The sequence below is a fragment of the Acidicapsa borealis genome (assembly GCF_059115245.1).
In genome coordinates this window covers 1,001,529-1,016,885 of sequence record NZ_JCACNY010000001.1, presented here as the reverse complement: position 1 = coordinate 1,016,885, position 15,357 = coordinate 1,001,529, and the positions used below count along the sequence as shown (strand labels likewise).

9 protein-coding genes are annotated in these 15,357 nt (G+C 54.1%); 4 read left to right on the top strand and 5 right to left on the bottom strand.

What is annotated here, in order from left to right; genetic code table 11:
• Positions 1 to 381 precede the first annotated feature (381 nt).
• On the top strand, positions 382 to 1,398 hold the full coding sequence (locus AC5S27_RS04230) for a hypothetical protein (protein WP_493933324.1): 1,017 nt from the start codon (positions 382 to 384) through the stop codon (positions 1,396 to 1,398).
• A 676-nt stretch (positions 1,399 to 2,074) separates the two neighbouring features.
• Here the strand turns inward: AC5S27_RS04230 and AC5S27_RS04225 are convergent.
• Both AC5S27_RS04225 and AC5S27_RS04220 read right to left on the bottom strand, forming a co-directional pair.
• Entirely contained in the window at positions 2,075 to 3,253 is a 1,179-nt protein-coding gene (locus tag AC5S27_RS04225) for a metallophosphoesterase family protein (RefSeq protein ID WP_493933323.1), read from the bottom strand.
• 1,327 nt (positions 3,254 to 4,580) lie between these two features.
• Complete coding sequence (locus AC5S27_RS04220; RefSeq protein WP_493933322.1) at positions 4,581 to 4,925, bottom strand: hypothetical protein; 345 nt, start codon at positions 4,923 to 4,925, stop codon at positions 4,581 to 4,583.
• A gap of 360 nt (positions 4,926 to 5,285) precedes the next feature.
• On the opposite strand from AC5S27_RS04220, the gene AC5S27_RS04215 reads away from it, so the two are divergent.
• From AC5S27_RS04215 to AC5S27_RS04205, 3 genes are read left to right on the top strand one after another with little or no spacing between them, the layout of a single operon-like run.
• Positions 5,286 to 8,651 (top strand): helicase-related protein, encoded by a 3,366-nt coding sequence (locus AC5S27_RS04215; RefSeq protein WP_493933321.1) that lies wholly within the window; start codon positions 5,286 to 5,288, stop codon positions 8,649 to 8,651.
• On the top strand, positions 8,641 to 11,877 hold the full coding sequence (locus tag AC5S27_RS04210) for an Eco57I restriction-modification methylase domain-containing protein (RefSeq protein ID WP_493933320.1): 3,237 nt from the start codon (positions 8,641 to 8,643) through the stop codon (positions 11,875 to 11,877). Before AC5S27_RS04215 ends, AC5S27_RS04210 begins: the two co-directional genes overlap by 11 nt.
• A gap of 2 nt (positions 11,878 to 11,879) precedes the next feature.
• Positions 11,880 to 12,533: a hypothetical protein gene (locus AC5S27_RS04205; protein ID WP_493933319.1), complete on the top strand. Its 654-nt coding sequence runs from the start codon at positions 11,880 to 11,882 to the stop codon at positions 12,531 to 12,533.
• On the opposite strand, the gene AC5S27_RS04200 is transcribed toward AC5S27_RS04205, so the two are convergent.
• From AC5S27_RS04200 to AC5S27_RS04190, 3 genes are all read right to left on the bottom strand, one after another.
• Positions 12,523 to 14,460, bottom strand: a complete 1,938-nt coding sequence (locus AC5S27_RS04200; protein WP_493933318.1) for a hypothetical protein — start codon at positions 14,458 to 14,460, stop codon at positions 12,523 to 12,525. The two genes, AC5S27_RS04205 and AC5S27_RS04200, sit on opposite strands and share 11 nt — an antisense overlap.
• 100 nt (positions 14,461 to 14,560) lie before the next feature.
• A complete protein-coding gene (locus AC5S27_RS04195) occupies positions 14,561 to 14,857 on the bottom strand; it encodes a toxin-antitoxin system HicB family antitoxin (RefSeq protein ID WP_493933317.1) in 297 nt (98 codons plus the stop codon).
• Position 14,858: 1 nt separating this feature from the next.
• Positions 14,859 to 15,278: a putative toxin-antitoxin system toxin component, PIN family gene (locus AC5S27_RS04190; protein WP_493933316.1), complete on the bottom strand. Its 420-nt coding sequence runs from the start codon at positions 15,276 to 15,278 to the stop codon at positions 14,859 to 14,861.
• Between the last annotated feature and the right edge of the window lie 79 nt (positions 15,279 to 15,357).

Below are 15,357 nucleotides of genomic sequence, written 5' to 3'. Positions count from 1 at the left end.
ATTTATGCGCAGTGAGGCCATCGTTTTCCGGGACTTAGCTGCAGTAAAGTGACCGTTCTGCTGAAAATCCGGGATTCAAGTGCAGCGCGACACCGGCTGTTACTCATCAACCTTCCCCTTCCTTCGTCCAAACCGTATTCCAACTTGGCGAATCTAGGGGGTCAGGTCAAGTTCATGCTCAGTCAAAAGCTGCATCTGGTATGCTGCTGGACAGTTCTCTAAGTTACTTCTATTCGAGGGTGTCCCTTTTCACAGGCGAAGTACGCTTCATAATGTAAGGAGTATGCTATGCGCTCAAGAGCTGAGTCGTGTTTGCGGCGGGTAATCGTTGGAATGATGGCTACGGGATGTTTGCTGGAGTGCGGATGCCGTAAAACAGTAATGGTATTGGGACCATCGGCACTGCCTGCGGCTTTGGCGCCTAACGCAAGTGAAGCTGACAAGGTAGCGGCAGCTAAAAAAGAGCTTCCGGGCATTCCGTTCTACAACCATTATGGTGTTTGCACCAAAGAGACAGTTTGGCTGGAGCCGCAGACCACATTGACCTTAACTGTGACAGCCGACGGCGGCAAGCCGGTGACTCAGGCGATTTCGCTGAACAATCTGGCGTTTCATGACCAGATTCCAGCGCCGGACCGTAATGCGAACTCTCTTGTGACCGCTTTAAATGAGGCGCAGGGCAAGCATCATCTTGAGAGTACAGGCAAATTTTGCCCGGCCGAGGTCGCGAAGGATTGGGGTGCGGTCCGCGATGCGTACAAGGTAACGCCAATCAAGGAAATCTCCTCCAATGCCATCCAGACAGCTGAAAACGATAAGACTCTGGTGAGGGTATCGAACACCGCCGATATCGGGACAGCGGTGGATTATTCGCGGGTCTATTACCTGAATGCGAGGTCACCGCTGATTGGGACGGGAACCGTGGACGCCAAGTTGAATCCCGATGGGACACTCGGCGAAGGCAGCGCTTCCGTGGATGATGAGACGCTGGCCGACGTGCTAAGTGCCGCGGCGACGGTGGGCAGTGGGGGACTGACCGCATGGAGTACCGTAGCGGCGGCGCGGATTAGCGGCGCTGCCAGCATACAAGCCGCAGGTGCCACACCTGCAATCGCGGAACCCAGAGACAAGCAGCTCAAGCCTTCTCCATGTGCAGCCGAAGATGGTTGGCCTGAAGTTACGGACAACGTCACCTATGAGTTCGCGGTGACGCCCAGTGGTTTCAAACACGATTACAAGAGCGTGACGCCGCTTGAGCAGCTCGGAGGCAAGTGTCTGGCTTTGGATATTGTCGTCGGCGGTAGCTATACAGTGACCCCTTTGGGCGAGGACAGCAAACCCGACAAGAAAGGCACGCAACCAAACGCGAATGATGGAGCACCGCCACCGAAGTCTTAGGGCAACCGCTCGGCCAAACGGGATGTTTGCGCACGCTAAGAAACAAGACTTAACACCTCGGGACTTTGATTGTGGCCAACTGGATTCCGTCGGCAATTTGGTGAAAGGTTGTGGCATAACGGTAAGAGTAGGTAAAAGACTCGCAGAGCTCGTCCATCTCGTATCGCGTACATTTATTCATCAGGCGCTTAAACCCAGGCGTATAATCCGCCAGTTGGCCGAACAGCGTTACATCACGAGCCCGGCTGCAGCGAGTTCTTGAACCCGTTTGTAAAATCAGCAAAGCAATTTGGATTTGCTCTGCGCGGAAGTTCATACGTATAGATTATTACCCCTCGTGACAGTCGAACAACGGCAGTTTTCGGGGCAAGTCGGGAACCTGGAATCCGGGTAACAATGGAACAGCCAACCGACCTAAGGGTCCCCAACAGACGGCTTGAACAATCGTTCATTTTGTCGAACCATTCGTTTGGTAGTGTCCGAAGGCGCTATAGATATGGCGAAGATCTGTATGGACAACCCGTTCGTTAAACAAAAATTCAGTCTTCTCCTGCTATGACGGGCTACCTGAACACAAAGTGCAACTTCAATAATGCCCGTTTCTCCAGAAATCCGGCTCGAGTCGGTTGGCTGTTCCATTGCTCTCCGGACCCCCAAAATCACGCCGTGAAAGTCGCTACTTTGAAGGCGAGGGCACACACTCAATTTGTCGTCCGTGTTGCTGACATTTCGCTAGGACTGCGTCGTCGATGCTGTAGAGGGTTCCCATCCATCCTTCCTTCTCTCGATCCATCACAAAGTAGCCAAAAGTGTCTTTTACTGAATATTTGGCCATGATGCCGTCTACCATTTGCTCGCCGCTGCGGACATCGGCAACGTCAAGTGCGGTACCGCTGTCGCCTACGATCAACTGCGCCGGACGCAGGGCATCGTCCTTGCCCTTCGCCTGCATGGGCCTGTCTGAAAAATCTAACGTTCCGAATAGATGGATGTGCCCGGCGATTAGCAGATTTATGTTTGGCAGTTGCGGGCTCTTCGGGTTGTCCCTCATTCCGGCAGTAGCGTCAGGCAGCGGATTTTGTACCCCCAGGCTTCGGCCAGCGGTTGTGAACTCATAGCCCCAGAGTGGCTTGTGCGTGAGGATCCAGGTTTCCTCCACTTTCCGTTCCGCCGCCACCGGGATGTTGTCAAGCTGCGTCTGGTAAAAAGCTAGCCGGTCGGTGCTTAACTGCTTATCAACGACGTCGGCACTGTCGAGAACCTCTAACCTGAGAGCTCCGAGAAATACCGAAAAGGGCTCCGCAGTTGCCGGACACGATAACGGCGCGGTACCCGCGTCAAGGAAGCGGAACCAGCCATCGGCGCCGCGACCGCACTGCTCATGGTTGCCGCGTGCAAAGATCCACGGAGCGGCAGCCAGTAGGGTAGATGCGGGATCAAAAAAATCAACCCGCCAACTCTCCCAGCTGTCACCATGCGGACTTCCCGCACAGCCCTCCCGTCTCGGCGGGCACGGAGTCTCGCGATAGTAGTAATCACCAACGTGAATCACCAAGTCCGGATGCTTGGCGGCGGCATTTTTCGCTATTATTGAGAATGGCCACTTATGTGGATCATTGCAGTCCTGAACCTCAGCTCCTTTGAGACGGCAGCCAGTGTCGCCAATGACCACAATCCGCTTTGCCGCCGGCGGTTCAAGCGCTAATCTCTGTCCGCCGACAAGTGCAAACTTCGAACCATGAGGAGTCGCTGCCTGGCATGTTGTAACCGGAAAGTACTCGCTTGGAATGTCGCGCACCTTCAGCGCCAGTGACTTGCCATCAATTTTGACCGTTGGACATTCCGTACCGGCCACGATGACTCGGACGCTCACTCCGCTGCCAGTAAGTTCTGTCCATGCAATGATGGAGCGATCCTCAGCATGCATCGAGGTCCATACCAATGTCACCAGTAGCCATGCGAGCCGTCCGCCACACAGACCCTTCCCCATCGGATCCTCCAAAGTTAAGGCTCTAAATTGCAGCAATTTGATTCTTGCATCGAATTGGAACCCGTAGGGATGTCGGGATCAAAAAATGCTGAAGAAGCTGATGTCCAGCCGAGTCTGCTTAAAGGCCTGTCGCAGTGAATTCGTTACTGCGTACGAGAACCTCTGGCTATGAATGGTTGAGCAGCATCGAGGGCAGGTCAGATAGACGCCCAGAAACCACGCTTACGAGAGGCCGACGCACTCGAGCACGGCAGAATGGGAATGAACCTTCATCGCGCGGCAACGAAATCTCATAAACAATTGAAGATAAACACCTTAAGTCCGATAAGAAAGCTTCTGTAAAGTGCTTACAGTGCGGAATCAGTTTTCGACCAGGCTGGCCCCACATGATTTCTGAGATTGACAAGCACAACAGGCACTTGTGCTCGTCAAGAATTGTCGACCGTGGTTCTGTCTGCAAAGCAAGAGGGGCGTTTAGCTCGCGTCGCAAACCCTCGTTGCGTGATCGCTGATAAGCTTCCTGGATGGGAACAAAACAGATAATCGCAGAACTTGATACCGAAATAGCCCGTCTCCAACAAGCCAAGAACCTCTTGAGCGGGACCTCCGAGAAGCGCAAGCCTGGCAGACCGAAGGGGAGCACAACTCCGATTGCGACGAAGAAGCGAAAGATGTCCCCCGAGGGACGTGCGAGGATCGTAGCCGCCGTCAAGGCACGCTGGGCGAAGGCGAAGAAAGCCGCGAAATAGCGTCCCTCCCGCCTGTTTTTCTTCAGGAAAGAGCTCCACAGGCTCAGCAGGCATTTCCCTAACCGTGAAATCGATCATGACCTGTTCATGGCCGTCTGGATGCTGTTCCCGCCAAAGCAGCAGCAAGAGCGGCGGCATCTCTGAGAGCACGCATTTGGTCCGCCCAACCTTCGCGTGGCAACGCAGGCACAGCGAGATCATCAGGTGAAGAAGCGACTTGCCCGGTACACGATGATGGACGACAATCGACCGCTTCCGGCGTCCCGAGGCTCCGCATACGCGGCAGCAATAGCCATCGCGTTCTAAAACCGCTTCGCGCAGTCCGCCGAAGTATTCCTCATCCTGTCGCTTGAGCGTGTAGCAAGTCGCGCAGAGGCCGAGGGCCAGGATCTTCTCATTCCCGCACCGACAATAGAGTGCCCTCTGTACGCCTGCCTTCACTGCTACTCCAGTCCATGTATTCCGAGATTAACGTCTGTTTCGATCCAGCCCTCTTTCCAAGGGGCCGTTCTCTCTTCAGCGAAGAGGATGCCGTTCACCCGTGCATCGCCGCCAGCGTCAAAGAGCAGGCCCCAAGTATCGGTGTAGTCGTCTTCCCTGCCCTCTGCGATAGCCTGGTTGTGACGGGCCAGCTCCAGCATTTCCGTGTCGGCGTCTTCCCAACCGACGCGCCAGCAGTGATGTGCTCCGTCGAAGTCAGGGATCGCCGTGAGACGCGCCCGATAGCCAGCAGCGTACTCGTCTTTGTCCCAGTGGCCCTTCAGCGCTTCCAGTCCGGGGTGAATCATTCGGTAGTCTCCTCTGCCGCTTCCCTGCTGTAGTTCAAGCCTTCTAAATCACTGCGCTTCCTTGAGACGAGGGCGCCTGAAGTGTTTCATCAAGTCTCGGTCGCCCGCCAGGACCTCTACAGGCGATTGTCGTCCATGTTCGATCACTGCATCGGCTTTCTCTGCATGAAGATCCAGCTTTCGCGGAAACGTAGATTGCAGGACCCGCCTCGCGCCTCATAGACGTGCAATCATTGGATGCATCGTTTCTTTCTCTTAGCTGTCGCCCAGTACATCGCTGAACTGGTAAGACAGTACCTCGATCGTCATCGGTTACAGTCAGTATATTCTCGACAAAACCAGGACTTGAACACCGAACCCATGCCACGAATCTTCGACAATATCGACCAGCAATTGCTTCCCACTCTCAAGACAACTCTGTCCGTGTCTCACCGGTCCGACTTTTGCGTCGGATACTTCAACCTGCGAGGCTGGCGGCAACTTGATGAACACATTGAGAGTTGGGCTGGAGGAGACGGCGAATGCTGCCGGCTTCTCGTAGGAATGCAGACGCTCCCCCAGCAGGAAATTGCCGGTGCGTACGGCATCATCAAGCAAGATGCTGAACTCGACAACCAGACCGCGATCCGCCTGAAGAAAGCGCTCGCGGAGCAGTTCCGCATACAACTCACTCTTGGTGCTCCAACAAATGCTGACGAGGCTGGACTTCGGAAACTTGCCGCACAGATTCGCGCTAAGAAAGTGGTTGTCAAACTTCATCTACGCCACACTCTACACGCGAAACTCTATCTGCTCTTCCGGCATGATCCTGTGAGCCCGGCTATTGGCTTCTTGGGGAGCAGCAATCTAACTTTTGCTGGCCTATCGAAACAGGGCGAGTTGAACGTCGATGTGACTGACCACGATGCCTGCGAAAAGTTGGCCCGGTGGTTCGACGACCGATGGAGCGACAAGTGGTGCCTGGACATTTCCAATGAAATCGCAGACATCATCGACCAAAGCTGGGCACGTCCAGAGCCGATCCCGCCGCATCACATCTACGTGAAAATGGCTTACCATCTCTCCCAAGAAGCGCGGGAAGGAATCGTTCGCTATGGTATCCCGAAGGATTTCGGAGATCAGCTTTTTGAGTTTCAAGAGAAGGCCGTCAAAATTGCCGCCCACCATGTGCAGAAGCGCGGCGGCGTCTTGCTCGCTGATGTAGTCGGCCTCGGCAAGACCCTCATGGCAACAGCTCTCGCTAGAGTTCTGGCCGACGAGTTGCTTCTCGAAACGCTCATCCTCTGCCCGCTGAATCTCGTCAAGATGTGGGAAGACTATTGCCATACTTATAGGCTTCCATCGTGCAAGGTTCTGTCTTACTCCAAGGTATTGCAGCAACTTCCAGATCTTCGCCGTTTTCGGCTCATCATTCTGGACGAGAGCCATAACTTGCGCAATCGCGACATCAAGACCTACAGGGTCATCTCCGAATACATCCAAAAGAACGATAGCAAGTGCATCTTGCTATCGGCGACTCCGTACAACAAGGATTATCTCGATCTTGCCAGTCAGTTGCGTCTGTTTGTGCCGCCAGACATGGAGCTTGGGATTGGGCCGGAGCGCAAGTTTCAAGAAGTAGACCGGGCGCTGTTCAGAGGGAAGTTTCAATGCGGGGCCAACACGCTCGCCGCTTTTGAAAAGAGCCAATATCCAGACGACTGGCGCGATCTTATGCGCCTCTACATGGTTCGTCGTACCCGCGGATTCATAAAGGCAAACTATGCCAAGACAGACCTGGACAACGGGCGCAAGTATCTTGAGTTCAAAGATGGGAGTCGTTCGTACTTCCCTGATCGCCTTCCCACGAAGCTCCCCTTTATTGTCAATGAGAATGACCCAAACGATGAGTATGCCAAGCTCTACTCCTCCCCCGTCGTTAACATTGTCAATGGCCTAAGTCTTCCTCGCTACGGGCTGGGCAATTCTGTTTTGCAGAAACCCCCGATAACCGCCTCCAAAAGCGACGAGGCGATTCTTGCAAACCTCTCTGCCGCTGGCACTCGGCTCATGGGCTTTTGCCGGAGCAACCTATTTAAGCGTCTGGAGAGCAGCGGCCATAGCTTCTTGCTCTCCGTCGAGCGACACATCCTCCGCAACTTCATCTTTATCCACGCCATCGAAAATGGCTTGGATATTCCCATCGGCACTCAGGATTCCGGCCTCTTGGATACCAACGCGTCCGACGAGGATTCCGCGACAGCGGAGACATTCGACGAAATCAGCGCACCCCAAGGGCATCTGCGCACAGTCAGCACATTCCGCGCCCGAGCCGCCGAGGTGTACGCGCTTTATGCGGGACGTTTCCGAACTCGATTTGACTGGATTCGTCCAGGGTTCTTCCGGCCACAACTCTGTAGCGATCTTCTGGCGGATGCCAATGCGCTAATGCAAATATTTGACCGTTGCGCCATCTGGAATCCTAAAAAAGATTCAAAGCTCCAGGCTCTCATCACGTTGGCGAGCCAGAAGCACAAGACAGAGAAGGTACTGGTCTTCAGTCAGTTCAGCGACTCGGTCAACTATCTGAGTCACCAGCTAGCGGCTGCCGGCATCAAGCGGGTTGCAGCAGCGACGGGAGATTCTGAGAACGTCACAGATCTTGTCTATAGGTTCAGCCCGCAAAGCAATAAGAAGACCATTGCGCCGGAGCAGGACCTGCGCATCCTCGTTGCCACCGATGTCTTGAGTGAAGGACAGAACCTCCAGGACGCTTTCATCATCGTCAACTATGACCTGCCGTGGACGATCATTCGGCTCATCCAACGGGCGGGCCGCGTGGATCGAATCGGCCAGAAATCCGACAAGATCCTCTGCTACAGTTTCCTGCCAGCAGACGGTATCGAAACCATCATCAATCTTCGTGCCAAAGTGCGGGCGCGGCTCCACGCCAACTCTGAAGTGGTTGGCACCGATGAATCCTTTTTCGATGACGACAAACACAATAAGATTGTTGCCGATCTCTACAACGAAAAGGCCGGACTTCTCGACGGCGAGGAGGACTCCGAGGTTGACCTCGTCTCTTACGCCTATCAAATCTGGCAAGATGCGATCACCACGAACCCCGCGCTCAAAAAGACCATCGAGGATATGCCGAACGTAGTCTACACGGCCAAGCAACACGATCACGCTGAGCCATCAACCCAGGGAGCCTTGGTCTATTTGAAAAATGCCAGCGGAACCGACTCCCTGGCTTGGGTAGATTCTTTTGGGAAGCGTGTCACCGATTCACCCTTTAAGATTCTCAAAGCTGCGGAATGCCTTCCAACAACGGTGGCTGCGACTCGGCTTCCGAACCATCACGAGCTGGTCGAGGCCGCAGTCAAGGAGCTTGCCGCAGAAGAGAAGATTGTCGGCGGTGGTCTGGGCAGCGCCACGGGCGCGCGTTACCGCTCCTATGAGCGGCTCAAGCGCTACACCCAGGAAGTGAAGGGTACCCTCTTTGACACTCTTCTATTGCAGCGAACGCTTGAAGATGTATATAAGTACCCGCTCCGTTCCGTTGCAGCAGACATTTTGAACCGGCACATGAAGACTGACTGCACAGACCAAACTTTGGCCGAGCTTGCCACGGGTCTGCGGGAGACCGGACGGCTCAGCATCGTTGAAGGCGACGAGGATCAGGAAACAGTAGCGCAGATTATTTGCTCACTTGGGCTTGTAGAAAGTCAGGGAAATGGCAATTAACCGCGAACACGCCAGGCAATGGCTAAAAGCATTTGACTTCAAGTCGCTGTTCATCGAGGAGCTTGGCTGGGACAACCTCGCCACCAATCTCGTGAAACAAATTGACAGCGCCGAATATCGCTTTCATGCCGTCGCCGAGAAGCGTGGTGTGGTGGTTCTGATCTCAGACTCCATTCCTGAATACGCCATTCGAGTCAAGCTCGACAAGCTCATTGCCAAGGATCACTTCGAGCACCTGATTGTCTTCACCGACCAGTCACAAGGCCGGCAGGTATGGCAATGGGTGCGCAAGGAGCCGGGTAAGCCCACGGCGGTTCGCACATATCATTATTCCCTGGCTCAATCTGGCGAGTTGCTCTTCCAGAAGCTGGACAGCCTGGTCTTTACGTTGGATGAGGAGGAAATCCTCAGTCTGACCAACGTCACCGGGCGACTGAAAGCCTTCGATGTAGAAAAAGTCACCAAGAAGTTTTACGAGCGATTCAAGACCGAGCACTCCAGCTTTCTAAGCTTCATCAGGGGCATTCCAGACAAGCAGATGGAGAGCTGGTATGCCTCCGTCATGGTCAATCGGCTGATGTTCCTTTACTTCATTCAGGAGAAGGGCTTCCTGAACGGAGACAAGGAATACCTGCGTAACAAGCTCGCTGAGAGCCGCGACCGCAAGCCAAATGCCTATTACAGAGATTTCCTCTGCCCGCTCTTCTTTCAGGGTTTTGCTCGGAAGAAGGCAGAACGTTCCGCCGCCACGAACAAATTACTCGGAGAGATTCCTTATCTAAACGGCGGTCTCTTCCAGAAGCACCAGATCGAGGAACTGCACGGCAAGACCATCGTTATTGCCGACACTGCCTTTGAGAAACTCTTCAGCTTTTTCAAGGAGTACGACTGGCATCTCGACGAGCGCGAGAACCGAAACGGCAACGAGATCAACCCGGACGTGCTCGGCTACATCTTCGAGAAGTACATTAACCAGAAGCAGATGGGCGCGTACTACACCAAGGAAGATATTACCGAGTACATCACCCAGAACACGATCATTCCCTTCCTGTTGGACGAAGCACGCAAAGGCTGCGCCGTGGCCTTTGCTCCCGAGGGCTCTGTCTGGCGGCTTCTTCGGGATGATCCGGACCGTTACATTCACGATGCGATGAAAAAAGGAGCTGGCCTCGCATTGCCCGCAGAGATCGAATCTGGAGTTGCCGACGTTGGACAACGCACTGGTTGGAACAGAAAAGCACCAGAGGAATTTGCCCTACCCACCGAGATTTGGAGGGAAGCAATTGACCGCCATCAGCGCTATCGCGCCATCAAGGCCAAGCTAGCTGCCGGTGAAGTCCATCAGGTAAACGATCTGGTCACGCTCAATCTGAATATCCGCCAGTTTGCGCAAGACGTGATTCAATTCTGCGAAGGGCCGGAACTGCTTCGTGCCGTCTGGAAGGCGATCGAGAAGGTCTCTGTCCTCGATCCCACCTGCGGCTCCGGCGCCTTTCTATTCGCCGCGCTCAATATCCTCAAGCCTCAATATGAAGCCTGCCTGATTCGAATGCAAGGCTTCATTGAGGACATGGAATCCGCAGGGCCGCACCACCCAGCGAAGTTCAGCGACTTCAAACAGATTCTTGAAGAATCGAAGCGCCACCCCAAGCAGGACTACTTCATCCTAAAGGCCATCATCGTCAACAACCTCTTCGGCGTTGACATCATGGAGGAGGCGGTCGAAATCTGTAAGCTGCGGCTCTTCCTCAAGCTGGTTGCCCAGGTGGAATCGCAAGACAAGATCGAACCGCTGCCCGACATTGACTTCAACATTCGCGCCGGGAACACGCTGGTTGGTTATGCACGATACGACGATGTGAAAAAGGCGGTATCGTCCAAGCTCGACTTTGGCGATGCCATGAGCCGCATTGAAGACAAGGCCACAGTGCTTGATTCAGCCGTGGAGCTTTTCCGAAAGCAGCAGACACAGCTTGATGGAACCGTGACGGCAGAGGATAAGGCAGAACTACGCCGTCGATTCTCCGAGCTTGAAGAGGAACTCAACGACCATCTTTCCGGCGAATATGGTGTCAAGAAATCTGGAATTAAGAAGTGGAAGGAATCGCACAAGCCATTTCACTGGTTTTGCGACTTTCACTCGATCATGCTGTCAGGCGGATTTGATGTAATCATCGGCAATCCGCCATACGTTGAGTACCGTCGATCCCAAGTTGAGTACGCCATCGAGAACTATAAAACAATAGATTCCGCCAACCTTTGGGCCTTCGTACTGGAACGGTCAATCAGCCTTCTGGAAGGGGATGGGTATTGCAGCCTCATCGTTCCACTTAGCTTGATTTCCGCTGAAAGGATGCTTCCGTCATACCGTCACATGACCGGTCGCGCCTCGCATGTCGCGTTGCTTGCATTGTCAGGTGATGCACATCCATCCGTACTATTTGACGGTGTAAAGATGAGTTACACAATCGCATCGCTCCGGAACGGGGACGGAAAACAATCCTCAATTTCCTCGTCAAAGCTTTACAGGTGGCTCGTCGCAGAGAGACCCATGCTGTTCAAGACGGTCTCCTATCAAAAGACCCTTGGGCTTGGAAGCTCCCACAATAAAATAGGTTCTCCGATTCACCTATCCGCCTTATCAAAGATCTTCGCTCGAAGGTCGCCTATCGGACACCATGTTGTGTCTGCAAATGGTTCCCTGATTTTGTATCACCGCATCGTTCGACACTTCGTAAAGAGTGTGCTGAAAACGCCATATTTTTCGAATGAGCGCGACGGCGAGAAGAAATCGGAAGACTATAAAGAGTTGCGACTAGACAATGAGTCTCACGCGAAGGCCGTAAGAGCAATCTTGATTTCCAGCACCTTCTACCTTTACTTCTTAAGCCTGTCTGACTCCTATCACCTAGGGAGAGATTTGATTCTTCAGTTCCCTGTGGACTTACCAGCTCTGGCACCCGCATCTTTGAATGAGCTGACCCGCCTGGGAACTCGCCACGAGGAGGACCTCCGCCGGAACGCTGTGCGCCGACGGATTCGTTACCAAGCAACAGGGTGGATCGAATATGACGAGTTTTACCCACGTAAGTCGAAAGGCATTTGCGATGAGGTCGATGCCGTACTCGCTCGGCACTATGGGTTCACGGAGCCTGAACTCGACTTTATCCTCAACTACGACATCAAGTACCGCCTGGGGGCCGAAGCAGATGAAGATGAGGAATAGGCATGATCCTCAACGAGCAGGTCGCGACGATTCACCTGGGAAGTCCAGCTTACCCACCGGCCTTGATTGCGGGCCTTGGCAAGGACGTGCCCGCTGAGATCTGGGTCGCAGGCCCACTGCAACCGCTCGGCCAACCCAAGATCGGCTTCTTCTGCTCCTCGCAATGCCCCGGCTCCATCATCCTCAAAACCTTCGATGCGATTACCCGAATGCGCGACGACGGCCAGATTTTCATCGGCGGCTTCCACTCCGTCATGGAATGGGAGTGCCTGGGCATCCTGCTCCGTGGCCGCCAGCCCGTAATATGGGTTCCAGCCCGCTCCATCGCCGGAATGCACTTGATGCCGGAGTTGGTTCCCGCCTTCGATGCCGGGCGGCTCTTGATCCTTTCTCCATTCGCACCCAGGCACAAACGCATTACCACCGCTCTGGCCGAAGAGCGCAACCGCTTTGTAGGCGCACTAGCCGACCGCATCTTCGTCCCCCACGCAAAATCAGGTAGCAAGACAGCGACTCTGTGCCATAGACTTCTGGCTAACAGCAAGATTCTTTACACCGTTACCGACCCCGCCAACGAGAATCTGATGTCACAGGGAGCCTCTCCCCTTGCCGTCAGTCAATTGCAGGTCTCTGCGGCAGTTAATCTCAGGTCTTAAATCGGCTGCCAATGGCTGAGGCGAGGACAGTCGCTTGCGCCCACCCGGCAAGAATCAAAAACCAGCGGAACCAAGAAAGAACTGTATAGTTTGCGATCCAGGATGTTGACTGGTGGCTCGAATCGGGTGCCCACTTATCGTCCTGGCCAAGTTTGACAAGGGGAAGGCCGTTCTCGAGGGAGTAGATGATTGGATTGAATCGCGGATAAGCAACATCGTATGGCCGGCCTTTAGACCATGCGATATAGACTTCCCTGTTTGTGGGCGCTATAGATCCTTTTCTTTCGGCATACTTGAAAACACAAGAGCCTAACAATGTTAGGAGCAAAATAGGGAGGAGAATCCGAAGCGGCTGCTCTTCGAGGCGCGCGAAAAGGATCTTACCCCAGCGAGGAAGCAACCAGCTCGATGCGGCCTTCTGCTGCCTCATCTCAAAAATGACCCTCTTTGCCCCTGGGTTGTCACCTTTCGTTTTCAGCAATTCTGCGAGTTGCATCCAAGGCTGGGGCTCTGTCCTGTCAGTTCCGGGCTGGAGGGTTAGCCATTCGATTCGATCAACCACCTTGATTTCATGTTCCGGACCATAGCTATTGTTCTTGCGATCATCCAATGTCCTCGCATTATGCAGCGTCAATTCCCGGTATGTTAACCCGTCCAGATGGAGACCTCCCGCATCAGGCCAGCTCTCACGGTCATCGCGAATATTCTTGATGCTGGCCCCATTGAGCCAAAGCGAGGTCTTCTTTGGATTTTGGATGTCGGTCCAGATCAAATCCCCGTCAAGCTTCATGTTCGCGCAATAGAGAGCTCGCAGCGTTGCACCATCACAAGCGAGGTTGCCGCTTACATGGGCACCTTGTAGCTCAACCCTGCCGAAGGAATTAAATCCATCACAAAGAGCAACCGACCCAACGACCGTTGCTTCCTCCAGCGATATCGCAGTGACGGCTTCTGTCAACGTAGCGCCACTACAGTCAACGCTGTTGCCAATACGCGCACTGTGCAGGCAGATTTGCCCCGAGGACTCAAAGTCCCGCCGTGTGTCATGACGAAGATCGCTACGAAGATATAAATGCCCTCGAATGTCCGCTGTTGCCAAATTAAGTGCAATCCCGGCCGCAGTGAGGTGGGCACCGCCGCAATCGAGATCGCCGAAAATCTGGCTGCCTGGGAGTCTAATTGAGCCCGACGACTGAAAGCCGTCGCTGAGGGACATGCCCCCCTCGATGATCACTTTGTCGAGCGAGAGCGCATTACCCACTGGCGTCAATTCAGCTCCGTTGCAACCAAAATCGCCTCCTATTCTTGCGTTCAGCATCCGAATCTCCCCCGAGGATTTGAAACCCTCGTGGAGAAAGACGCTGCCAAGAATTCTGGCTCCGTCGAGTATTAGTGCGGGATCTGCTACGTCGAGGCTAGTGCCGCTGCAATCGAGGTTTCTATCGATCCTTGCGCCGATCAGTCTGATTGCACCGCTGGACTTCAGGTTCTTTATAAAGAGTGGGCCACGCACACTAACCCCATCAGCCAGGATGCCTCTCGAAATCTCACCACCGACCAGATAAAGCGCGGGTATATCTGCTGTTGCGAAACAGATATCCTCCTTAAAGTGGCATTGGATGAACTTCAACAGGTGCGTTATGTGACATCCGTGTAGATCGAGCCTGCCTGGGAATGTTGCTGATAGTACGCGGATTCCCTTGGGGTCGATGAGGCGAGCCGCTTCGGGGTCGGTAGCAAGCCAACGGAGAAATGCAGGCCGGATGTTCGGTTTTGGATCTGAGTCAGTTTGCGGTTCAAAATCAACCGATCTCACGGAATGCTGCATGACCTGCCCTTCGACCTCAAGAAGGTTGGTGTCAAAGCGGGCTCTTGCGAGTTCGATAAGCTCCAGAAAATGGATCTTCTCGATAAGTGGCTCTGTCATAGACCTGGCACATTTCCGGTAGTCGAGCCGAGTTGGTCGCGAGTCGGGTAATGGGTAGCCTTACCGTACTATTTTTGACGTTTGGTGTAGTGAGCCCTCTTCAGCGGCGCGTAGCCCGGTAGCCCTTCGGCAATTCGTCTCCCGGTTCCACCGGCTTGCTGCCAGCCTTATCGAGCAGGCTCAATGCCCTTGCCGCAAGTTCCCTGCTTGGCTGTTTGCGTTTTCGCATCCATTCCTCATGTTCCAGATGGGCCAGCTTTTCAGCGACCGCCACATTGATGAACTGGTTCAAAGAGACACCCTCCTTCTCTGAAAATACCTCTGCGGTCCGCCGCACTGACGGCATCAGCCGCAGCGGAAACTTCGGGATCGCGGTCTTGCGCGCTTCAGTCGCCATCTTAGTTCCCTTTCCTCATTTTTTCTAACAGTTCCGCCGGAGAAAGCACCGGAATTCCAAACCTCTTCCCTGCCGCCGCGAAATGCTTCTTGTTACTCGTAACCAGCGCCTCTGCCCGTCCGTTGATAGCAACATCCAAAACCATGTCGTCGCTCGGATCGGGCGACAAGGGCCGGGTCTTCATCACGACTTCTACCGGCTCCGCGAAGGCTTCCATTGCTTCGATCAACTCCACAATCTCTCGCTTGCTCAACGCCGACTCTCTAACGTGTTCCAAACGAAGAGCGACATCTCGATATTCCAAGCCGAGTTTGAGGTCCATCAGAGGCACGAGTTCTTCGCGAAATATCATCCGCAACACTTCTCCTGCAGCCCCATCACTCGACCGGACAGCCGTCACGAACGATGCCGTATCGAGCACAATTCTCACAGAGACATGATACCACCCATGACGCCACGCAAAGCGCGGTTTTGAGGGAGGACGTTTCCTCCCTGCTCCA